Genomic DNA, 23397 nt, shown 5'->3' on the forward strand with positions numbered 1-23397 from the left:
AAATGAAAAATATAATCAAAAAAGGAATATTAGCAACTGCTTTTTCTTCTTTGCTAATAACAGGCGCCTGTTCCGATGTGTTGGAAGAGCAACCAAGAGCGACATACACACCAGAGTATTTTCAAACAAGTGAGGGTGTTCTGAGTGGTTTGACATCTATGTATGCACATTTGAGATATATATATGGTCAAGCATATTTTTATAATGCAACAATTACAGGGACAGATGAGGTCACGTATGCACAAAGTGCCGATGAAAATTTCAAAACAATGGATTATTCTGGACAAGGCAATGTGAATCCAGCAACTGCACCTACCAGTGTGGTTTGGAATACAGTTTTTTCTAACATCAATACTGCAAACGGAGTTTTGAAATTTGGAGAACAAGTGGGAATTGCTCCAAATTTGTTAGCAGAAGCACGTTTCTTCCGCGCATTTGATTATTTCTTGTTAGTTCAGGAATATGGTGGAGCACCTTTGGATTTAGGCGCCGGAGATCTTCAATTCAATACGAATCCTGTAAGATCATCAGTTCGTAATACTGTGCCAGAAGTTTACACCAAAGTGGTATTTCCAGATCTAATAAAAGCGATAGAGGATTTGCCGGCATCTCCACGTTTAACTGGAGCTGTAGCTAAAACTACTGCAAGATTATATTTAGCAAAAGCCTATTTGACTTATGCTTGGTGGTTAGAAAACCCTAGGGACATTCCTACTTATCCATTGACACCGAGGACAGATCCAGATGGTCACGATGCAAAATGGTATTTCCAAAAAGCTTATGATATCGCAGTTTCCGGAATAGATAGTCCAGGTGTATATGGTTTGCAGGCGACTTATTACGATGTTAACGTTGCAATTAATGATAGAAACAAAGAGGTCTTACTATACGCAGATCACACAGAAAACAGTGAGTTCTACAATGGAAGTAGCTTAACATATAGTAATGGAAGTGCGCCGGAGAATTTTGCTAGTTGGATGTTAACTTGGAATTACACCAATATTAGAAGTAGTTCCTCTGCAACAACTTGGACGCCAGTTCCATCTGTTCAACGAGAAGCAGTTCAAGCTTTAGGTCGCCCTTGGACGCGTATGGCGCCTACGATTGGTGCGGTTGTCAATACGTTTGCAGATAAAACAAATGACTCTCGTTATGATGGTACATTCACAACTACGTACCGAGGAAATTGGAACAAAGATGCCAGTACAAATAATTTTCAAAGATTGTACAATGCTAACAGTTTAGAAATAAGACCTGGAGACGCTATATTTTCATTTCTTAATGATGAACCTTCACAATCGATAGCATATCCTACAGGAGCTGGAAAAAGCAATATTGGCGCAGGTGAATTGCCAGGAAGAGCAGATTTTGTGGTTTCTCCAAAAGGAATTAGCCGAATTGTATATCCAGGAATTTGGAAGATTGGACCGTACAGAACTGATAGTGGTGCAGGACTAGGGCAGCCAAATGCCGCTAGTACAAGACCTTTCAATATAGCTAAATTCTCTGAGTTGTATTTCATAGCAGCAGAAGCTGTAGTGAAAGGAGCTACACCACAAGCAGGCAAAAGTGCAAGAGAATTGGTAAATGTAATCAGAGCAAGAGCCGGTAAATGGCGTTGGGACAACAATGGAAATGTTGCTAAGGTTCAAGATAACAGTGCACAGATGACGGCGGCAACTCCAGCCATTATCACGATCGATTATATTTTAGCTGAAAAATCAAGAGAATATTTCGGAGAAGGTTACAGATGGTATGACCTGGTACGTACTCAGAAATGGGAAGAGTTGGCAGGTTCTTATCAAATAGGTGGAAATAATTATGGAGATCACACAGCACAAACTGTCAATAGAAACATCCAAAAATTCCACTATCTACACCCAATTCCTCAACTTCAATTAGACAGAATGGGCTTGACACCTGCAGAAAAAGCCGCTTATCAAAACCCAGGATATTAATTATTAATAATTTTACATTCATATCAATCAAGAACAAAGTAGGTGTAGCCTTTACACCTGCTTTGTTTAATTAAATAAACTACTATGGAAAAAACTTGGCGTTGGTTTGGGAAGAAGGACAAAATCAAATTGGATATGCTCCGCCAAATTGGGGTAGAAGGCATCGTATCTGCACTTCACGATATTCCGAATGGTGAAATCTGGACGTTGGAGGCCATCGAGGATTATAACAACTATATAGAAAGTTTCGGACTTCGTTGGTCTGTAGTTGAAAGCCTTGCCGTGAGCGAGCCTATCAAGTACGGAGGCGAAAACAGAGACCAACTGATAGAAAATTATATCGAAAGTCTAAGAAATCTTGGCATAGCCGGCGTGAAAACCGTTTGCTACAACTTTATGCCAGTTTTGGATTGGGCTCGTACAGACCTTTATTTTCAATGGAAAGATGGTTCGTCATCGCTTTATTTTGATAAGGCCAAATTCGCCTATTTCGAAATCCACATTTTGAAAAGGGAAGGTGCCGAACAAGATTATAACCAACAAATCCTTAACAAAGTCGAAGAACTGAAATCAACTTTAACCGAACAAGACAACAATGATCTGATTGATTCCATCATAGTGAAAACACAAGGTTTCGTGAATGGAAACATCAAAGAGGGCGATCAAAATCCGGTTGCCATTTTCAAAAGTCTATTGGCTCTTTATGACGGAATCGACAAAGATCAGCTTCGCCAGAATATGAAATATTTCCTCGAAAAGATTATGCCCGTTTGCGAAGAGTATGACATCCAAATGTGTGTGCATCCAGACGATCCACCATTTTCATTGTTAGGTTTGCCAAGAATCGTAACCAATGAAGATGACATCGATTGGTTCCTGAATGCGATAGATAATCCCCACAACGGATTGACTTTCTGCACAGGATCTCTCAGCGCCGGACTTCAAAATGACGTTCCTAAATTGGCTCAGAAATATGCTTCCAGAACAAAATTTGTCCACCTCAGAAGTACCAATGTTTTTGAAAATGGAGATTTCATAGAAGCGGGACACTTGGAAGGCAGAGGAAAAATCGTTGAGGTCGTTCGAATTTTCGAGAAGGAAAATCCACCTTTGCCAATGCGAATTGATCACGGTCGTCTTTTGACAGATGATATCGACAAAGGTTACAATCCTGGTTATTCTTTCCTGGGAAGAATGTTGGCATTAGGTCAAATTGACGGCGTGATCGCAACAGTTCAAAACGAATTGTCAAATAAAAATTAACAAACAAATCATTTATCAACCATCATTTATCATTTATAAAAAATGAACGAAATATTCAGCATAAAAGAAAAAGTCGCAGTCATCACAGGAGCTTCGGGCGTTCTCGGCGGAAGCTTGGCTAAAAGTTTCATCGAAGCTGGCGCAAAAGTAGTTGCGATTGGCAGAAATCAGGAAACTCTGGATGCGCGTGTCAAAGAACTTATAGAATCCGGAGGCAATGCATTAGCCATCGAGGCCAACATTATGAATATCGAAAGTCTCCAAAATGCTTCAAAACTGATTCTCGAAAAATATGGCAAAATCGATATTTTATTGAATATCGCTGGTGGAAATATTCCTTCGGCAACGCTTTCTCCAGACCAATCTTTTTTCGATATGAATATGGAAGGCTGGGATGAGGTCACGGATCTGAACATCAACGGAACGGTTTACCCGAGCTTTGTTTTCGGGAAAGCAATGGCTGATCAGGGAAGTGGAAGCATTATTAATATTTCATCGATGGCGGCATATTCCGCGATTACGAGAGTTGGAGGTTATGCGGCGGCGAAGTCTGCAATTACCAACTTTACCCAATGGCTGGCAACAGATTTGGCACTCAAATTTGGAGATAAGATTCGTGTGAATGCCGTTGCGCCAGGCTTTTTCATTGGTGATCAAAACCGTGCGATTCTCATCAATCCAGATGGATCTTTGACAGACCGAAGCAAAAAAGTAATTGCCAAAACACCAATGCAGAGATTTGGCGAGGTGGAAGAACTTAATGGAACCGTTCAGTTTCTCTGTTCAGATGCAGCAAGTTTTATCACAGGTGCTTTGATTCCTGTTGATGGTGGTTTCAGCGCATTCAGTGGGGTTTAAAATTAGTATTATTTTCTTTATACAGTAAGCAAGGCCTTGATTTCAATTTCAATTAAGGTCTTGTTTTTAAAGTTATTTTCACCTGAATTTCTCAATTTTCAAAGTGTTGAATTGAAAGCCAAAAGACAATCGCTATCAGCAATTTACAATCTAATAATGAAACAGAACCCAATGACTCTCAATTTTAAAATAAATAGAATCACGCTGATTGCAACAGCATTTTTGACAATCTCTCAACTTTCTGCACAGACTTTTTCAGATTTTCAATACAAAGGGAATGATAAGATCTACTCAGAAAATCCGCTCAAATCCGATGAATTCTATTCGCCGATTCTTCAAGGCTGTTATCCGGATCCGAGCATCACGAGAAAAGGAAACGATTATTATCTGGTCAATTCTTCGTTTGCGATGTTTCCCGGCGTTCCGATTTTTCATTCTAATGATCTGATGAACTGGAAACAGATTGGTCACGTTCTGGACAGACCTTCACAATTGAAAGTTGATAAAGCCGGATTCTCAGAAGGAATCTACGCGCCCGACATCAAATACAACAAGCACAACGACACATTTTATATGATAACTACGCAGATCGCAAGCGGAATCGGAAATATGGTTGTAAAAACAAAAGATCCGAAAAAAGGCTGGAGCGAAGTTAAAAAACTAAACTTTGATGGAATTGATCCTGCGATTTTCTTTGATGATGACGGAAAAGCCTACATCGTCCACAACGACGCGCCAACAAAAGGAACCGAGCAGTACAGCGGTCATAGAGTGATCAAAATCTGGGATTACGATTTGGAAAAAGATCAGGTAGTGGCAGGTTCAGACAAAATTATCGTGAATGGAGGCGTGGACATCGCCCAAAAACCGATTTGGATAGAAGGTCCGCATTTGTACAAAAAAGACGGAAAATATTTCCTGATGTGTGCAGAAGGCGGAACTGGAGGCAATCACAGCGAGGTCATCTTTATGTCAGATTCTCCCAAAGGGTCGTTTGTTCCAAGCAAAAATAATCCGATTCTTACCCAAAGATATTTCCCAAAAGAAAGAAAAGACAAAGTGGATTGGGCTGGTCACGCCGATCTGGTGGAAACACCTGATGGAAATTATTATGGCGTGTTCTTAGCGATTCGTCCAAACGAAAAAAACAGAGTGACAACAGGACGCGAAACCTTCATTTTGCCTGTGGATTGGAGCGGAACTTATCCAGTTTTTCAAAACGGTTTGGTGCCGATGAAACCGAAATTAAAATTACCAAACGGCGTAAATAATAAAACCAATGAAAACGGGTTTTTCCCGAACGGCAATTTTACTTTTAGTGATAATTTGAAAAATTCTCAACTCGATTACCGATGGATTGCGATGCGTGGACCGCGTGAAAGTTTTATTTCTCAGACTAAAAATGGTGTTAAGATCAATCCGTTTTCTACGAATATCAAAGCGAAGGCGCCAGTTTCGGCATTGTTTCACAGACAGCAACACGCCACTTCGGAATCTTCTGTGACCTTGGATTTCAAACCAAAATCTGAAAAAGAATTGGCGGGAATCACTTGCTATCAAAGCGAAAATTTCAATTACGTTTTTGGAATTACGAAGAAGTACAAAGATTTCTACATCGTTTTGGAACGTACGGAAAAAGGAAATTCAACAATAATTTCTAGTGAGAAGATTTCACTTTCAAAAAATATTCAGCTTCAGGTTTCTGTGGTGGCCGATGATTACCAATTCAATTATTCTTTGGATGGGAAAAATTACAAGAATCTTGGTGGAAAAGTTTCTGGTGATATTCTATCAACCGATGTTGCAGGCGGATTCACCGGAAGTTTGATTGGTTTATATGCAACTTCGGATAATGACATTAAATTTTAAATATTTATGAGTCAATTAATTAAAATAAATTATTTGAAGTTTTTTTTATTATTAATGATATTCTCCTTTTTCATTAATGTAAAAGCGACCGAACCTTTCATCACGACAGAAAAAAGTTCTGAAACGCTCATTATCAAAGAGAAATCAACGAAACTTTCAATCTTCACAAATTCTTCCAGTGATAAAGGAATTCTGAGAGCTGTCAACAATCTTCAATCCGATTTTCAAAAAGTGACGGGCGAAACTCCGATTGTCATTAATCAAATTTCAAATTCTAAATCGCCGTTAATAGTTATTGGAACGATTGGAACCAATTCAATCATTGATGAATTAATCAAACAGAAAAAACTGAACGAGAAAGATTTAAAGGGAAAACGGGAAAAATATCTCATTCAAAATATCAAAGATTTCAACGGAATCTCAGAAATCATCGTGATTGCTGGAAGCGACAAACGCGGAACAATCTACGGAATCTACGAATTTTCCAAACAAATCGGTGTTTCGCCGTGGCATTATTGGGCAGATGTTCCGGTCAAAAAATCTGAAAATCTGTATTTCAAAAAAGGAGTTTACACAGACAACGAGCCCGCTGTAGAATACCGCGGAATTTTCCTGAATGACGAAGAACCTTCACTCGGAACCTGGGCGAGGACGACTTTTGGCGGAATCAATTCCAAGTTTTATGAGAAAGTTTTTGAATTGATTTTGAGACTCAAAGGCAATTATCTTTGGCCAGCGATGTGGGGAAAAGCGTTCTACGACGATGATCCTCAAAACGGAATTTTGGCCGACGAAATGGGAATTGTGATGGGAACTTCGCACCACGAACCGATGGCTTTGGCGCAAACCGATTGGCATCGATACATCAAAAAAAATAATCTGCCGAACGTTTGGGATTATTCCAAAAACGCACGAGTGTTGCAGGAGTTCTGGACATCCGGAATCGAGCGAAGCAAAAACTGGGAAAAGCTTGTAACCGTCGGGATGCGTGGCGACGGCGACGAGGCGATGGGCGAAGATACCAATATTTCTTTGCTGGAAAATATCGTCAAAGACCAGCGGAAAATTATCCAGAATGTGACCGGAAAAAATCCGAACAAAACGCCTCAAGTTTGGGCTTTGTACAAGGAAGTTCAGGATTATTATGATGAAGGAATGAAAGTTCCGGACGATGTGATTTTGCTCTTTTGTGATGACAATTGGGGCAATGTCCGAAAGCTTCCTGATTTAAACAAACCTTTGCACAAAGGTGGTTACGGGATGTATTATCATTTTGATTACGTTGGCGGACCGAGGAATTCCAAATGGATAAACATCAATCCAATCCAACGCGTTTGGGAACAGATGAATCTGACGTATGAACACAAAGTTGATAAAATCTGGGTCGTAAATGTTGGCGATTTGAAACCTATGGAGTTTCCGATTAGTTTCTTTATGGAAATGGCTTGGAATTCGAAACAATTCAATGCCGATAATCTTTTGGAATACACGGAAAATTGGGCTTCTGAACAGTTTGGAGAAAAGCATTCTAAGGAAATTGCGAGGATGATCAATCTTTATGCGAAATACAACCGAAGAGTGACGCCGGAAACTTTGGACAGCAAAACTTACAGCCTGGAAAATTATAAAGAATTTGAAACCGTTGTGAATGATTACCGAAACCTTTCACTTGATGCAAACCGTTTGTACAACGAGATTCCTGCTGAATATAAAGATGCGTATTTCCAATTGGTTTTGTATCCGATTGACGCTTGCAGTAATTTGTATGAGTTGTATTTTAATGTTGCGAAAAACCACCAATTAGCCTCAAAAAAAGACATCCGAGCGAATGATTTTGCCGACAAAGCAAAACAGAATTTTGAATATGATTCGATTCTTCAGAATAAATATAACAATGAAATTTCTGAAGGAAAGTGGAAACACACGATGGATCAAACCAGAATTGGTTACGACAATTGGCAACAGCCTGACAAAAATAAATTGCCTGAATTGATTTATTTAAAGGAAAATGAACTTTCAAAAAGTAAGATTTACAAAGAAAAAGACGGCTACATTTCTATCGAAGCGGAGCATTTTTCAAGAAAAAATAATTCAGATAAAATCGAATGGAAAGTGATTCCAGATTTTGGAAAAACATTGTCAGGAGTGACGACTTTTCCTCAAAATATTTCTCCTAAACAAAATGAAAATGTGTCGCTTGAATATGAAGTTGATTTCACGACAATTGGTGAATTTGAAATTCAGTTGTTATTGGCGCCGACGCTTAATTTTAATTCGAACAAAGGTCTTCGTTATGAGATTTCTTTTGATAATGAAAAGCCTCAAATTATTAATTTCAACGGACATTATCGTGGAGAATTAGGGCAATGGCAATCGGAACATATCATCAAATCAAAAGCAAAACATAGAATTTCAAAAGCCGGAAAACATACTTTACGATTCCGAGTTTTGGATGCGGGAATTGTTCTGCAAAAGATTCTGATTGATACAGGCGGGCTCAAAGATTCTTATCTTGGTGCACCGGAAAGTGATTTGTAAATTAATTAGATTTAAAATTAATGAAAAATATTCAAGTTTCAGATTACGGGACAATGGCTGGCGGAAAAATGGTTAAAAAATACACTTTGACCAACAAAAATGGGATGACGTTGGAAGTCATCAATTTTGGTGGAATCATCACTTCTCTTACGGCTCCGGACAAAAATGGAAAGTATGAGGATGTGGTTTTAGGCTTTACAAAACCAGAAGATTATTTCAATGGAAATCCGTATTATTTTGGCGCGATCATCGGAAGATACGGAAACAGAATTGCGAACGGAACATTTGAGATTGATGGAAAAACCTATCAAGTCGATCAAAATGATCATTCCAATAATCTTCACGGTGGAACCAATGGTTTTCACACCAAGTTTTGGAATATTGAAGTTGTAAAAGACTCAGAATTTCCAACTTTGAAACTGACTTACACAAGTCCAGACGGCGAAGAAGGTTTCCCGGGAAATCTGAAAACTACAGTTTTATATACTTTGAACGACGATGATTCTTTAGAAATTTCTTACGAAGCAGAAACCGACCAACCTACAATTGTCAATCTGACGCAACATTCTTATTTCAATCTTTCTGGAGATTTTACCAAAGAAATTACTGACCACGAATTGCAGATTGATGCCAATCAATTTCTTCCGACAAACTCCACGATGATTCCAACTGGAGTATTGAAAAATATGGAAAATACCGCTTTTGATTTTACAGTTTCAAAACCAATCGGAAAAGATATTAATCAAGATGACGAGCAATTGAAATTTGGAAATGGCTACGATCACAATTATATTCTGAATGGAAACGGACTTAGAAATATCGCCAAAGTTCATCACCCGGAATCGGGTAGAGTGATGGAAGTTTTGACAACCGAACCAGGCGTTCAGTTCTATTCCGGCAATTTCCTCGATGGAAAATTCGAAACCAAAACTGGCGGAAAAAGTGAAAAGAGAACCGGGTTTTGCTTGGAAACTCAGCATTACCCAGATTCTCCGAACCAATCAGCTTTCCCATCAACCGTGTTGAGACCGGGAGAAAAATATGATTCAAAAACGATTTACAAATTTTCAGTTAAAAAATAGTTATGGGAAATTTAGCAACCATTGACATCGTCATTTTCTTGATTTACTTCATCGTAGTCGCGGGCTATGGAATTTGGATTTATAACCGAAAAAAATCTTTGGCGACGGGAAGTCAGGATTATTTCCTTGCGGAAGGATCGCTGACCTGGTGGGCAATTGGAGCCAGTTTGATAGCTTCTAACATCTCAGCAGAACAGTTCATTGGGATGAGTGGCGAAGGTTTTTTTGTCGGAATTGCTGTTGCCGCGTACGAGTGGATTGCGGCGATTGCACTGATCATCATTGCGATTTGGTTCATCCCGATTTATCTTAAAAATAAGATCTACACGATGCCTCAGTTTTTGGAAAGGCGCTACAACAAGTCTGTTTCGCTCATTATGGCAGTGTTCTGGCTATTTTTGTATGTGATTGTAAATCTTACCTCAATTCTCTATTTGGGCGCATTGGCAATCGACACTTTGTTGGGTGGCGAGAATCTCCACATCATTATGATTGGTTTGCTTCTGATGGCTTTGCTTATTGGTCTCGGCGGAATGAAAGTGATTGGATACACCGATGTCATCCAAGTGGCAGTCTTGATTATCGGTGGTTTTGCAACAGTTTATATGGCTTTGCAAATTGTGGATCAGAGAATCAATGGTGCGACGATTGGTAGTGCTTGGACGGGTTTCAATACTTTGTTGAGTGAGGCGCCGGAACATTTCAAATTAATATTGGACAAACCTACGATGACCACGACAACTCTGGCAATGCCCGAGAATCTAAGTGTTCAGAAATATATGATCTTGCCAGGTTTGGCGATGTATTTTGCTGGACAGTGGATTGTGCATTTGAACTATTGGGGTTGCAACCAGTACATCACGCAACGTGCTTTGGGCGCAGATTTGAAAACAGCCAGAACCGGAATTTTGTTCGCTGGATTCTTAAAGTTATTTATGCCAATCATCGTAATGCTTCCAGGAATTGCCGCTTATGTTTTGCATAGAGAAGGTCATTTGGAAGGTTTCAATGGTATTAAAGATGGCGCCTATTCTGCAATCTTAGGATTTCTCCCTTCTGGCTTGAAGGGGCTTGCCGTCGCAGCGCTTACTGCAGCGATCGTTGCTTCGTTAGCTGGAAAAGTCAATAGTATTTCCACCATTTTCACATTGGATATTTATAAAAAATATTTCAAAACAGATGCTACCGAAATCCAATTGGTACGAACGGGACGTTGGGCGATTATCATTGCAATGTTTGTGGCGTTGGCTTTTACGTGGACCGATGTTTTGGGAATTGGTGGCGAAGGTGGATTTACCTTTATTCAGAAATATACAGGATTTATAAGTCCGGGCGTATTTGCGATGTTCCTTTTGGGAATGTTTTGGAAGCGCACCACGGGAACTGCAGCTTTGGTTGGTGTTGTTCTAGGATTTCTATTAGCCATTTTCTTCAATAATTTTGCGGTGGATATCTTCGGGAAAGAAACTTGGCTGTATACGGCATTCACTTATGAAAAGTTCGAAAATGGAGTAGTGAACACCATTACAGAAATTCCGTTTTTGATCAATATGGGTTGGTCATTTTTCATCACGGTTGCTGTGATGATCTTGATAAGTCTTGCTGGTCCGAAAATCAATCCGAAGGCGTTTGATATAGATCGATCGATGTTCAAAGTTGACCCTAGAACTATGGTTTTGATCGTCATTACGCTTCTTTTCTTGACGGCGATTTATGTTAAGTTTTGGTAATGCTCAAATCAAACTATTAGAAAAATAAGGATTATCGTTACTGATCCTTATTTTTTTTATATTTAATTTAAAATCAGTTTGTTATAATTTTATAAAGTTGTTTTAATATTTTTTCTAATTGTATTGATCTTGTCAGTATCTCTTCAATTTATACTTTTTCAAACAATGTTTTAGAGAATTATCCAAAATTATCAGTTTTGATGGTCATTTCAGTTATTGAAAGCTTTTATATTTCATCGATTTTCATCTAATAAAGATTAATTTTAAATGAACACAATGTTAAAATTATGTTAAAGTTACTATGATGTTAAAATTGACTTTTCATAAATTTCAATCAAAAGGATATTGTGAAAATTACGATAAGTAGACACCACCAAAAATTCTAAAGATTTTGACAATTTATTTAATCAATTGTATATCAACAATCCTAACGTTTGTGCTTTATTTCAGAAGGTTTTATTAATCTTATTTTTTATGATAAGCCTGTCGTTTTTTTTAATATTTTTATTTAGTTTTCAATTCAATTTTTTCCTATGAATCTGCTTGCATCGCAAAAATGTTTTGTATGTAGATAGTTTCTTTTATTTTTAGAAAAGTAGAATCAACCAAGACTCAAATTTTTATTTAATTAACATAGAATTGATAAATGAAGAATTTCAATACTTCTAAAATCTTGTATTTTCTCTTTGCATTTTGCTTCATTAATTTGTTTGATGCAAAAGTAAAGTTGCCTGCATTGGTTTCTGATGGTATGGTTTTGCAACGCGATCAAAAATTGAAAATTTGGGGAAGTGCAGATGATGGTGAAAAAGTCGAAGTTAATTTTATTAATAAAAAATACAAGACGACAGCCGATCAAAATGGAAATTGGAAAATCACACTTCCAAAGCAAATCGCAGGCGGACCTTATATAATGAAAATCAATGAGATCACTTTGAAAGATATTTTCATAGGCGACGTTTGGGTAGCTTCCGGCCAATCTAATATGGAATTGCCGATGCGAAGATTAAAACCGCTTTATGAAAATGAAATCAAGACTGCTAACAATCAACACATCAGATTTTTCACAGTTCCTCAAAAATACAATTTTAAAGTTCCTCAGAATGATTTTGAATCGGGGAAATGGGAAGCGACAAATCCGCAGACAATCCTCAATTTTTCTGGCGTCGCTTATTTCTTTGCGAAGAACATTAATGAAAAAAATAAAGTTCCGGTTGGCATAATTAATACAAATTTGGGCGGTTCTCCAATTCAGGCTTGGATGGATGAAAATGCTTTGAAAAATTATCCTGAATATCTGGATGAAGCTAAAAAATGGCAAAACGGTGATTTGATAAGGTCCACAGAATCCACAGAACAAGCGCTAAGTAAAGCTTGGTACGAAGAATTGGATCAAAGTGATATTGGCTTCAATCAACATTGGGAAAAGTTTGAAACCAATGATTCGGATTGGAAAACGATGAACATTCCAGGATCTTGGGAAGACACAGAAGGTTCTTTTGACGGGTCGGTTTGGTTCAGAAAGGAAATCAATTTGTCAAAAGGAACGGCGGGAAAATCCGCTTTTTTGAATCTTGGCAGAATCAAGGATGCCGATGTAACTTACATCAATGGTGTGAAAATCGGAAATGTAACTTATGAATATCCGCCACGTTGGTACGACATTCCAGCTGGTGTTTTGAAAGATGGAAAAAATATCATTAGCGTAAGAGTGATCAATGGAAGCGGAAGAGGAGAGTTCATTGCAGAAAAACCTTATTATTTGGAAATTGATGGTCAAAAAATAAATCTCGAAGGCGAATGGAAATATAAAGTTGGTGCCAAAATGGAAAAAATGGCTCCCGGACAAACCTTCATTCGCTGGAAACCGACTGGACTTTACAACGCGATGATTCATCCAATAATCAATTATCAGATCAAAGGTTTTCTTTGGTACCAAGGCGAAAGTAATACTAAAAAACCAGAAGAATACGGCGATCTTTTGACCACGATGATTTCAGATTGGCGAACGAAATGGAATCAAAAAGACTTACCGTTTTTGGTAGTTCAATTAGCCAATTTTATGGAGCAAAAAAGTGAACCTTTGGAAAGCAATTGGGCAGAACTGAGAGATCAGCAACGTCTTGTTTCTTTGAAAGTTCAAAACACCGGATTGGCGGTCATCACAGACATTGGAGAGTGGAATGACATCCATCCATTAAACAAAAAAACAGTTGGCGACAGATTGGCTTTGCAGGCTTTTAAAATCGCTGACAAAGAGAATATCATTGCAGACGGACCTGTTTATCAATCAATGAAAATCGATGGAAAAAAAGTGATTTTGTCTTTCAAATCCGGAACTGATGATTTCGAAAATGTTTCAGAATTGAAAGGTTTCGCTATCAAAAGAAAAGATGGAAAATACATTTGGGCAAACGCAAAGATCGAAGGAAATAAAATCATCGTTTGGAGCGAAAACATTCAGAATCCAGAAGCCGTAAGATACAATTGGGCAGACAATCCGAGCGGAAATCTATTCAATAAAACTGGTCTTCCAGCTTCATCATTTACGACAGAATAATCAATTATCATTTATCAAATATCAATTATAATAATGAACAACTCATCTCAAAAAATATCTGTCGTTGAAAAGATAGGCTACAGTTTAGGAGATTTGGCGGCCAACTTGGTTTTCCAGACTTTGGTCACTTATCTGGCTTATTTTTACACCGATATTTACGGATTGAAACCGGAAGATGCTTCGATCATCACATTGAGTGTTGGATTGTTGGCTGGCTTTGTGTTCAATCCAATGGTTGGCGCTTTGGCGGACAGAACCAGAACCAAATGGGGGAAATTCCGTCCTTGGATTCTGTTGACGGCGATTCCGCTTGGTGTTGCCGCGCTTTTAGCTTTCAGCACGCCCGATTTTTCTTACAAAGGGAAAATGGTTTACGCCGCTGCGACTTACACGTTGTTGCTTCTTTTGTACGCTGGAAACAATTTGCCTTATGCGGCGTTAAGTGGCGTGATCACAGGTGATATGGGCGAGAGAAACAGTATTTCTTCTTATCGTTTCGTAGCAGTAATGTTTGCACAGTTTTTCGTTCAGGTGTTTATGTTGCCGATTATCTTGTCCGTTGGAAATGGCGACAAAGCCATTGGAATCGAAAGTGTGATGACTTGGCTGGCGATCATTGGAACCGTGATGTTGCTCATTACTTTTCTAACGACCAAAGAAAGAGTAGTTCCAAAACCCGAGCAAGAATCGACCTTGAGATTAGATTTGAAAGACCTTTTCAAGAACAAGCCTTGGATTATAATGTTGTCTGTAACGGCTTTGATTTTCGTGACATTGGCGATGAAAGGCGGTTCCTACGTTTACTATTTTAATAATTATGTCGACGAGACAGCGCTTCAGGAATTCATTTCTCCGATCACCAATTTTTTCAATTCCATCGGGATGAATTTCTTTGGCGAAGATCCTCGCTCAGCTGGATTTGGATTATTCAATGCTGGCGGAATCATTATGATGATTGTTGGGATTACGTTTTCAAAACGATTTGCAGACAGATTTGGGAAGCGTGATACTTACGTTGTTTCACTTTTCATTTCAACGGTTTTCATCTTGATTTTCCTAATGTTTCCTCCGAAATCAGTAGGGTTAATGTTTACTTCTCAGATTTTCCACGGATTCTTCTACGGCATCGGAACACCTTTGCTTTGGGCGATGATTGCAGATGTTGCTGACTATTCTGAGTGGAAAAACAATCGAAGAGCCACCGCAATTATTTTCTCTGCAATGATGGTCGGTTTGAAGGTCGGTTTGAGCATTGGAAGTTCATTGGTAGCCTTGATAATAGGGAAATATGGATACATTTCTACAGAAGGTGCCGTGAATGTCATTCAGCCGGAAACAGTTTCCAAAGGTGCAAAAATGCTGGTTAGTATCTTCCCATCGATTCCATTTTTTATCGCTTGCGGTTTGCTTTTCTTTTATAAAATTGATAAAAAGACAGAAATACAAATAGAGCAGGATTTGGCAGAAAGAAGAAAAAAATAATTGAATATGAAACAAATAATAATCTCTGTGAGCATTGCAACTTTGGCTTTTTCCAACAGCTTTTTTGGACAGCAGGAAAAATCATCTACGTTGAAATCTGCGTACCAAAATGATTTTTTCATAGGCACAGCTTTAGGGCTTTCTCAAATTTACGAATCGGATCTGCAAGAATCAAAAATTGTAAAAGATCAATTCAATTCCATTGTTGCAGAAAACTGTATGAAATCGATGTTTTTACAACCGAAGGAAGGTCAGTTTTTCTTTGATGATGCAGACAAATTTGTATCTCTCGGAGAGAAAAATAAGATGTTCACAATTGGACACACTTTGATTTGGCATTCCCAATTACCAGATTGGTTTTTCATTGATAAAAATGGAAATGATGTTTCTGCGGAAGCTTTGAAACAGAGAATGAAAAATCACATTCAAACCGTCGTTACCAGATACAAAGGAAAAATAAAAGGTTGGGACGTTGTTAATGAGGCTATTATGGAAAATGGATCTTATCGGAAAAGCAAATTCTTTGAAATCTTAGGAGAAGAATTTATTCCGTTGGCTTTCAAATACGCTCAGGAAGCAGATCCACAAGCTGAGCTTTATTATAATGATTATAACGAATGGCATCCGGGAAAAATAGAAACCATTGTCAAAATGGTGAAGAATATGAAATCCCGCGGAATCCGAATTGATGGCGTAGGAATGCAGGCTCACATTGATATGAGCAGTCCGACTTTGGCAGAATATGAAAATGCAATCGTAAAGTATGCGCAAGCTGGCGTGAAAGTCAATATTACGGAGTTGGATCTCAGCGTTCTACCGTCACCGTGGGGAACTTCTGCAAATATTGCTGACAAAGTTGAGTACGACGAGAAAATGAATCCGTATGTCAATGGACTTCCAAAAGATGTCGAGGAAAAATGGGAAAATCGATATGCCGATTTCTTCAAATTATTTCTGAAACACAAAGATAAAATCCGAAGAGTCACGTTCTGGGGCTTGACAGACTCCCAATCTTGGAAAAATGATTTCCCTGTGAAAGGACGCACCGATTACGCCTTGTTTTTTGACCGCAAATGTGAAGCAAAACCAGTCGTTGAAAAAATTATAAAACTTACAAAATAGAATTTCGATCTCTCACAGATTTAGCAAATCCGGCAGATTTTTATATATGATTAATCTGCGAAATCTGAATAATCTGCGAGAAAATCAATCTATCATCTATCAGTCTATTATCTAAAAATCTAAAATTAAATGAAACAATCAAAATACCTTTTCCCAAAAGATTATATGGCCGATCCGTCCGTTCACGTTTTCGAAGATAAGATCTACATTTATCCATCCCACGACCGAGAAAGTGGCATTGAGGAAAACGATAACGGCGATCATTTCGATATGAATGATTACCACGTTTTTTCTTTGGATGATGTGGAAAACGGGGAAGTTACAGATCACGGTGTTGTCCTTTCTGTGAAGGATATTCCTTGGTCTGGTCGTCAGCTTTGGGATTGCGATGTGGCTTTCAAAGACGGTAAATATTATATGTATTTTCCTCTGAAAGATAGAAATGATATTTTCAGAATTGGTGTGGCAATTAGTGATAAACCGTCTGGTCCTTTCATTCCTCAGAAACATCCGATGTTGGGAAGTTACAGCATCGATCCTTGTGTTTTTGAGGAAAATGGGAATCATTATATGTATTTCGGAGGAATTTGGGGCGGACAATTGCAACGTTACAGAAATAACAAAGCTTTGGAATCTGCACTGTTTCCAAACGATGATGAGCCTGCAATTCCTTCAAAAGTCGCCCGTTTGAGCGATGATATGTTAGAATTTGCCGAAGAACCAAAAGACCTTTTGATCCTAGACGAAAATGGTCAAGAACTACTTCACGGCGATCCTCACAGGTTTTTCGAAGCGTCTTGGATGCACAAGTACAATGACAAATATTACTTTTCATATTCCACAGGAGATTCTCATCTGTTGTGTTATGCGATTGGTGACAATCCTTATGGACCGTTTACTTTCCAAGGTGAAATTTTAACGCCGGTTGTTGGCTGGACCACGCATCACAGCATTGCAGAATTCAAAGGGAAATGGTATTTGTTCTACCACGACAGTGTTCCAAGTGGCGGAAAAACCTGGCTCAGAAGTATGAAGGTGATCGAACTGGAATACGACGAAAATGGAAAAATAAAAACCATAGAAGGTTTGGAAAATTAATCAAACCAAATTCCAGAGAATCTGACAAGTTCAATATTATTAATCGTGAATTTAATTTGCGGACATAACTATTTCAAATGCAAAATTTCAAAGCCTACATTTTAATATTTTTATTAATTCCATTCTCAATTTTCGCTGAAGACGGAAGCAAATTATGGCTTCGTTTTCCAAATGCCAAAAACGGAATTTCTGCGGATAAAATTATTTCTAAAGGAAACAATCCGACTCTTGAGATTGCAAAAAAAGAATTGATGAACCATTGGAAAGGTCAGGCATTGGAACTCAGAACCGACAAATCTTTGAAGCATTTGAAAGACGGTTACACAATCAAATCAATTCAAAATAGATTGGTTATTTCTGCCGAAAAAGAAATCGGATTGTTGTACGGCGTTTATCATCTTTTGCGTTTGCAGGAAACAAAATCCTCAACTTCAAACCTTAATATCACCGAAAAACCATCTTACGACGTCAGAATCCTGAACCATTGGGACAACCTGGATGGAACGATTGAGCGCGGTTATGCTGGATATTCTCTATGGAAATGGGAAGATTTGCCTAATAAAATTTCTCCGAGATACGAAGAATATGCAAGAGCCAACGCATCGATTGGAATCAACGCAACTGTTCTCAACAACGTCAACGCCTCTCCGAAAATCCTTAGCAAAGATTATCTTGAAAAAGTGAAAGTCTTGGCAGATATTTTCCGACCGTACGGCATCAAAGTTTATCTGTCAGTAAATTTTTCTTCGCCAAAAGTTTTGGGTGGATTGGAAAATTCTGACCCATTGAACAAAGATGTCCAGAAGTGGTGGAAGAACAAAGCAAACGAAATTTATAAAATAATTCCAGACTTCGGTGGATTTTTGGTGAAAGCCAATTCCGAAGGACAACCTGGCCCGCAAGATTACGGAAGAACGCACGCAGATGGTGCCAATATGATGGGCGATGTTTTAAAACCAAACGGCGGAATCGTGATGTGGAGAGCTTTCGTTTACAGTCCGAGCAAAGAAGACCGTGCGAAGCAAGCTTATTTGGAATTTGTTCCGTTGGATGGGAAATTCAAGGATAATGTGATTGTTCAGATCAAAAATGGACCTGTGGATTTCCAACCGCGCGAAGCTTTCAATCCACTTTTCGGCGCTTTGAAGAAAACGCCGGAAATGGTGGAGTTTCAGATTACTCAGGAATATTTAGGTTTTTCAAATCATCTGGTTTATCTCGCGCCATTATTCAAAGAAACGCTCGACAGTGATACTTATTCTGACGGAAAAGGTTCTACGATTGCGAAGATCACAGACGGCACTTTAAGACCAGCAAAATTGACTGCAATTTCTGCAGTCGCAAACATCGGAGAAGATAAAAACTGGACAGGGCATCATTTTGCACAGGCCAATTGGTACGCTTTCGGACGATTGGCTTGGAATCACAGTTTGTCATCAGAACAGATTGCAGATGAGTGGATTAAAATGACTTTTACGTATAATCAGGAATTCGTAAAACCGGTAAAGGAAATGATGCTTTCTTCTCGGGAAACTGCCGTGGATTATATGATGCCTTTGGGACTTCACCACATTTTTGCATCTGGACATCATTATGGACCTGAACCTTGGGGTGATTACAAAGGCGGAAGGCCAGATTGGTCTCCGGTTTATTATCATCAAGCCAATGAAAAAGGACTTGGTTTCGACAGAACAAAATCTGGAAGCAACGCCGTTTCGCAATATTTTCCGCCGTTGGACAACATCTATGGAAATATCAAAACTACACCCGAAAATTTAATTCTTTGGTTCCATCACGTGCCTTGGGATTACAAAATGAAAGATGGAAAAACGCTTTGGGAAGAATTGTCTTATAAATATGACACGGGCGTAAAAAATGTTCGTGATTATCAAAAAACTTGGGACGTATTGCAAAAATTTGTTGATGAAGATAGATTCAAATCAGTGCAATCTAGGCTGAAAATTCAGGCTAAAGATGCGGTTTGGTGGAAGGATGCTTGCTTGCTTTATTTCCAGCAATTTTCAAAAATGCCGATTCCTTACGACATCGAAAGGCCAGTTCACGAATTGGAAGATTTGAAGAAAATTAAACTGAATATGGGACATCATAATTAAATGCTGATAGCGATTTGCTTTTTGCTTTTAGCTTTTTCGAAATCAATATTTAATTATTTGAAAATCTAATATTTACAAAATATCACTTAAAATTTAAAAACCTTAAACTTAAAAATATAATGAAATTTTTTATTGACACAGCTAACTTAGAACAGATAAGAGAAGCCAACGAATTGGGAATTCTGGATGGCGTTACAACCAATCCGACATTGATGGCAAAAGAAGGCATCAGCGGAAAAGAAGCTATTCTTCAACATTACAGAGATATTTGCAACATTGTGGATGGCGATATTTCGGCAGAAGTACTTTCCACGACTTACGAAGAAATGATTGCAGAAGGAGAAATTCTCGCTGCGATTCACCCAAACATCGTTGTTAAAATCCCAATGATAAAAGATGGTGTGAAAGCTTTAAAATATTTTTCAAACAAAGGCATCAAAACAAATTGTACTTTGATCTTCTCAGCTGGACAAGCACTTTTGGCCGCGAAAGCTGGAGCAAGTTACGTTTCACCGTTTTTAGGAAGATTGGATGATATTTCGACAGATAGTTTAAATTTGATTGAAGAAATCAGATTGATTTTTGATAATTATGGTTTCGAAACTGAAATTCTAGCAGCTTCCGTAAGAAACAGTATGCACATCATCAACTGTGCAAAAATTGGTGCCGATGTTGTGACTTGTCCGATCCAGCCGATTCTTTCTTTGTTGAAACATCCTTTGACGGATTCAGGATTGGAGCAATTTATCAAGGATTCACAAAAAATGCAATAACTGATTTAATGTGGCTTTGAAACGCCGGCAGAGTTGATGTGAAAATATGCTCTTAACGCTGATTTAATCTTAAAATTGATAAGAAAGTCTGAAAAGAAAATAATTGACCTTAAATTAATAAGCCTGATTTTTTAAAAGGTCAATAATTTAAGACCTTTGTTACTTGTTTTTGAAATTAAGGAATAGTAATTTGCATCAATTATGAAAGATATCAAGCTTATTGTAACCGATATGGACGGGACTTTTCTCAATTCCAATTACGAGATCAGCCCGGATTTTCCTGCTATTTATGAAGAATTGAAAAAAAGAAACATCCTCTTTGTTCCCGCAAGTGGCAGACAAATGCCCGGAATCACGCAGTATTTTGGGGACATCGAAAATGAAATCGGTTTCATTGCAGAAAATGGCGGTTACGTGGTTTACAAAAATGAGGAATTGTTTGCGGACAAATTAGACCAACAATCTATCATCGATATCATCAAAACAATCCGCGAAATTCCTGGTGCCAAAGCTGTTTTATCGGCTAAAAAGAAGGCTTACTATGAAACAGAGGATCAGGAATTTGTAGATTTTTTCTCGAGATATTACACCGAGAACGAAAAGGTAGATGATTTGACAGAAGCCGTTAATGACAGTGCTTTCAAAATTGCTGTTTATCATCCGGATGGTTCCGAAAAGAATATTTATCCTTATCTCAAAAAATTCGAAAAGTACAATCTGGAAATCGTGGTTTCTGGAAAAAATTGGCTGGATGTGATGAATAAGGACATCAACAAAGGAAAAGCCGTTGAGAAAATACAGAATTTACTCAATATTACACCTTCGCAAACGATGTCTTTTGGAGATTATATGAATGATATCCAGATGTTGAAAAACGCTAAATACTCTTACGCAATGGAAAATGCGCATCCGTCTGTAAAAGAAGTCGCGACCTACGAATCGGCTTCTAACAATGATTTTGGAGTTGCGAAAACCATCAAAGCTTATTTGGATTCGATTGCACTCAACTAAGAATTTTTCGTTTTAAATTCTCTTTTTATCAATCAAAATTTTTTGTTCAGTAATTTGATTTTTGTTTTCAAACTTGGTCAGATTAGAATTTATTTTAGCTATTTTTGAAATTAATAAACATCAGAACCACTATGATTTCATTAGTAATTCCCAAACTTCCTTTCATTAATAAAGAAAAAACGCTGGATTATTATCAGAAATTGGGTTTTGAACTGGTTTCGGATTACGATGATTATTTCATTACAAAATATCAACAATTGGAAATTCACTTTTTTGAATTCTCAACTTTGATTTCAGAAAAGTCTGATTTTATGATCTATCTAAGAATCGATAATGATATTGAAAAATTTTATCAAAATATTCAGAATCAAGGCATTGAAATTCATCCAAATGGAAAATTGGAAACTAAACCTTGGAATGTGAGTGAGTTTTCTTTGATTGACCCAAATGGAACTTTGCTGACTTTTGGAGAATTAATTTAAATAAAAATGATGGTCGAAAATGTTACATCAATTCCATACACTATCGGCGCAGTTGTGCTGTTTGCAGGATTTTTGATGTATATTTTTCCTCCGAAGAAGATCAATTATCTATATGGCTACAGAACTGCCAGATCTATGAAAAATATTGAGAATTGGAATTTTGCTCAGAAGTTATCATCGAAGTTATTAATGATTATTGGAATTGTAGCAATTGTAACCGGAAAGATCGGAACTATTTTTTCCATCGATGAAGTTTTGCTTAATACGATTGGCGTCATCGAATTGATAATTTTAATGATTTTATTATTTGTAAAAACAGAATCTGATCTAAGAAAATTTGAGAAGACTATGTAACAATCTTTTTATAATATCGACTTAATATCAAATTAAACTTATGAAAAATATAAAACTATACGGATTTTTCCTTGGTTTTGCGCTGTTGCAAAGCTGTTCTACTACGAAAACTTTCGAATACGAAGGCAAAGGTTTCCAAGAGGCTTACAACAGTATCACGCTGGCCGAACTGAAAGAAAACCTATACGTCATCGCTGGTGACGAAATGCAGGGAAGAGATACAGGAAGTCCTGGTCAGAAGAAAGCTGGCGAATATATGATCGAGCAGTACAAGAAAATGGGAATCGGATTTCCAAAAGCTTTAGGTTCTTACTATCAAAAAGTGCCATCTGAAGCGATGAAAAAATATGGCGAAACTTTGCCGGATTCCGAGAACATTTTGGCATTCATAGAAGGTAGCGAAAAGCCGGACGAGATCATCGTGATTTCTGCACACTACGATCACGTTGGAACCAAAAATGGAGAGATCTACAACGGTGCCGATGACGATGGAAGTGGAACTGTTGCGGTAATGGAGATTGCACAAGCTTTCAACGAGGCGAAGAAAAAAGGTTATGGGCCAAAGCGTTCTATTCTTTTCTTACACGTGACAGGAGAGGAGCACGGACTTTTCGGGTCGGAATATTACTCTGATCATCCAGTTTTCCCGCTGGTAAATACGGTTGCGAATCTTAATATCGATATGATTGGTAGAGATGATCCTGAAAACCGAGGAAAAAAATACGTTTATGTGATAGGTTCTGAAATGCTAAGTTCAGATTTGAAAAAAATAAGTGAAACGGCTAATGCCAAAACCGAGAAGCTGGAACTTAATTATAAGTATGACGATCCGAAAGATCCACAAAGATTGTACTACAGATCAGATCATTACAACTTTGCAAAGCACAATATTCCGGTAGCATTTTACTTCGATGGAATCCACGAAGATTACCACAAACCAACAGATACGCCGGATAGAATTGATTACGATATCTTGACAAAACGTACAAAATTGGTTTTCGCAACCGCTTGGGAATTGGCAAACAGACCAGACAGAATCGTAGTTGATGGTAAAAACGAACGATAATATCAATAGAAAAGACGACTATGAAAGTCGTCTTTTT

At 38.0% G+C, this 23397-nt stretch carries 17 protein-coding genes; all 17 read left to right on the plus strand.

Going from position 1 to position 23397, the window contains the following annotated elements; all coding sequences use genetic code 11:
- Window positions 1-2 precede the first annotated feature (2 nt).
- The 17 genes from IO90_RS15305 (at window position 3) to IO90_RS15385 (ending at window position 23360) form a co-directional block, all read left to right on the plus strand.
- Window positions 3-1958 (plus strand): RagB/SusD family nutrient uptake outer membrane protein, encoded by a 1956-nt coding sequence (locus IO90_RS15305; protein ID WP_034968402.1) that lies wholly within the window; start codon window positions 3-5, stop codon window positions 1956-1958.
- A gap of 84 nt (window positions 1959-2042) precedes the next feature.
- Window positions 2043-3221 carry a mannonate dehydratase gene (gene uxuA / locus IO90_RS15310; protein ID WP_034968405.1) on the plus strand — a complete coding sequence of 393 codons (1179 nt, stop codon included), beginning with the start codon at window positions 2043-2045 and terminating at the stop codon, window positions 3219-3221.
- Between the two features lie 42 nt (window positions 3222-3263).
- Window positions 3264-4079, plus strand: a complete 816-nt coding sequence (locus tag IO90_RS15315) for an SDR family oxidoreductase (protein WP_034968409.1) — start codon at window positions 3264-3266, stop codon at window positions 4077-4079.
- A 171-nt stretch (window positions 4080-4250) separates the two neighbouring features.
- Window positions 4251-5948: a glycoside hydrolase family 43 protein gene (locus IO90_RS15320; RefSeq protein WP_228374694.1), complete on the plus strand. Its 1698-nt coding sequence runs from the start codon at window positions 4251-4253 to the stop codon at window positions 5946-5948.
- A 33-nt stretch (window positions 5949-5981) separates the two neighbouring features.
- Window positions 5982-8486 (plus strand): glycosyl hydrolase 115 family protein, encoded by a 2505-nt coding sequence (locus IO90_RS15325; protein ID WP_228374695.1) that lies wholly within the window; start codon window positions 5982-5984, stop codon window positions 8484-8486.
- 20 nt (window positions 8487-8506) lie between these two features.
- Entirely contained in the window at window positions 8507-9568 is a 1062-nt protein-coding gene (locus IO90_RS15330) for an aldose epimerase family protein (RefSeq protein ID WP_034968413.1), read from the plus strand.
- A 2-nt stretch (window positions 9569-9570) separates the two neighbouring features.
- Entirely contained in the window at window positions 9571-11298 is a 1728-nt protein-coding gene (locus IO90_RS15335; RefSeq protein ID WP_034968415.1) for a sodium:solute symporter family transporter, read from the plus strand.
- Window positions 11299-11944: 646 nt separating this feature from the next.
- Window positions 11945-13858, plus strand: coding sequence for a sialate O-acetylesterase (locus IO90_RS15340; protein WP_081871832.1), 1914 nt, complete (start codon window positions 11945-11947; stop codon window positions 13856-13858).
- Between the two features lie 33 nt (window positions 13859-13891).
- Window positions 13892-15340, plus strand: coding sequence for an MFS transporter (locus IO90_RS15345; protein WP_034968417.1), 1449 nt, complete (start codon window positions 13892-13894; stop codon window positions 15338-15340).
- Window positions 15341-15346: 6 nt separating this feature from the next.
- On the plus strand, window positions 15347-16462 hold the full coding sequence (locus tag IO90_RS15350) for an endo-1,4-beta-xylanase (RefSeq protein ID WP_034968419.1): 1116 nt from the start codon (window positions 15347-15349) through the stop codon (window positions 16460-16462).
- Between the two features lie 129 nt (window positions 16463-16591).
- Window positions 16592-17560, plus strand: a complete 969-nt coding sequence (locus IO90_RS15355; protein WP_034968421.1) for a glycoside hydrolase family 43 protein — start codon at window positions 16592-16594, stop codon at window positions 17558-17560.
- Between the two features lie 77 nt (window positions 17561-17637).
- A complete protein-coding gene (locus IO90_RS15360; protein WP_034968423.1) occupies window positions 17638-19674 on the plus strand; it encodes an alpha-glucuronidase in 2037 nt (678 codons plus the stop codon).
- Between the two features lie 119 nt (window positions 19675-19793).
- Window positions 19794-20447, plus strand: coding sequence for a fructose-6-phosphate aldolase (fsa, locus tag IO90_RS15365; protein ID WP_034968425.1), 654 nt, complete (start codon window positions 19794-19796; stop codon window positions 20445-20447).
- A 201-nt stretch (window positions 20448-20648) separates the two neighbouring features.
- The gene (locus IO90_RS15370) at window positions 20649-21458 is read left to right on the plus strand and encodes a Cof-type HAD-IIB family hydrolase (RefSeq protein WP_034968428.1); all 810 of its coding nucleotides are present in this window, start codon (window positions 20649-20651) and stop codon (window positions 21456-21458) included.
- A 131-nt stretch (window positions 21459-21589) separates the two neighbouring features.
- Window positions 21590-21940 carry a VOC family protein gene (locus tag IO90_RS15375; protein ID WP_034968431.1) on the plus strand — a complete coding sequence of 117 codons (351 nt, stop codon included), beginning with the start codon at window positions 21590-21592 and terminating at the stop codon, window positions 21938-21940.
- Window positions 21941-21946: 6 nt separating this feature from the next.
- Window positions 21947-22294, plus strand: coding sequence for an SdpI family protein (locus IO90_RS15380; protein ID WP_034968432.1), 348 nt, complete (start codon window positions 21947-21949; stop codon window positions 22292-22294).
- 40 nt (window positions 22295-22334) lie between these two features.
- Window positions 22335-23360 carry a M28 family metallopeptidase gene (locus IO90_RS15385; protein ID WP_034968436.1) on the plus strand — a complete coding sequence of 342 codons (1026 nt, stop codon included), beginning with the start codon at window positions 22335-22337 and terminating at the stop codon, window positions 23358-23360.
- Window positions 23361-23397 lie beyond the last annotated feature (37 nt).

The organism is Chryseobacterium sp. FH1 (assembly GCF_000735135.1).
GTDB lineage: Bacteria > Bacteroidota > Bacteroidia > Flavobacteriales > Weeksellaceae > Epilithonimonas.

Bases quoted from the DNA above. Each gene is read 5' to 3' on its own strand.
- IO90_RS15380 (WP_034968432.1), top strand. From the start codon at position 21,947: ATGATGGTCGAAAATGTTACATCAATTCCATACACTATCGGCGCAGTT.
- IO90_RS15340 (WP_081871832.1), top strand. From the start codon at position 11,945: ATGAAGAATTTCAATACTTCTAAAATCTTGTATTTTCTCTTTGCATTT.
- IO90_RS15375 (WP_034968431.1), top strand. From the start codon at position 21,590: ATGATTTCATTAGTAATTCCCAAACTTCCTTTCATTAATAAAGAAAAA.
- IO90_RS15330 (WP_034968413.1), top strand. From the start codon at position 8,507: ATGAAAAATATTCAAGTTTCAGATTACGGGACAATGGCTGGCGGAAAA.
- IO90_RS15305 (WP_034968402.1), top strand. From the start codon at position 3: ATGAAAAATATAATCAAAAAAGGAATATTAGCAACTGCTTTTTCTTCT.
- IO90_RS15355 (WP_034968421.1), top strand. From the start codon at position 16,592: ATGAAACAATCAAAATACCTTTTCCCAAAAGATTATATGGCCGATCCG.
- IO90_RS15315 (WP_034968409.1), top strand. From the start codon at position 3,264: ATGAACGAAATATTCAGCATAAAAGAAAAAGTCGCAGTCATCACAGGA.
- IO90_RS15320 (WP_228374694.1), top strand. From the start codon at position 4,251: ATGACTCTCAATTTTAAAATAAATAGAATCACGCTGATTGCAACAGCA.
- uxuA (WP_034968405.1), top strand. From the start codon at position 2,043: ATGGAAAAAACTTGGCGTTGGTTTGGGAAGAAGGACAAAATCAAATTG.
- IO90_RS15385 (WP_034968436.1), top strand. From the start codon at position 22,335: ATGAAAAATATAAAACTATACGGATTTTTCCTTGGTTTTGCGCTGTTG.
- IO90_RS15350 (WP_034968419.1), top strand. From the start codon at position 15,347: ATGAAACAAATAATAATCTCTGTGAGCATTGCAACTTTGGCTTTTTCC.
- IO90_RS15370 (WP_034968428.1), top strand. From the start codon at position 20,649: ATGAAAGATATCAAGCTTATTGTAACCGATATGGACGGGACTTTTCTC.
- IO90_RS15335 (WP_034968415.1), top strand. From the start codon at position 9,571: ATGGGAAATTTAGCAACCATTGACATCGTCATTTTCTTGATTTACTTC.
- IO90_RS15360 (WP_034968423.1), top strand. From the start codon at position 17,638: ATGCAAAATTTCAAAGCCTACATTTTAATATTTTTATTAATTCCATTC.
- IO90_RS15345 (WP_034968417.1), top strand. From the start codon at position 13,892: ATGAACAACTCATCTCAAAAAATATCTGTCGTTGAAAAGATAGGCTAC.
- fsa (WP_034968425.1), top strand. From the start codon at position 19,794: ATGAAATTTTTTATTGACACAGCTAACTTAGAACAGATAAGAGAAGCC.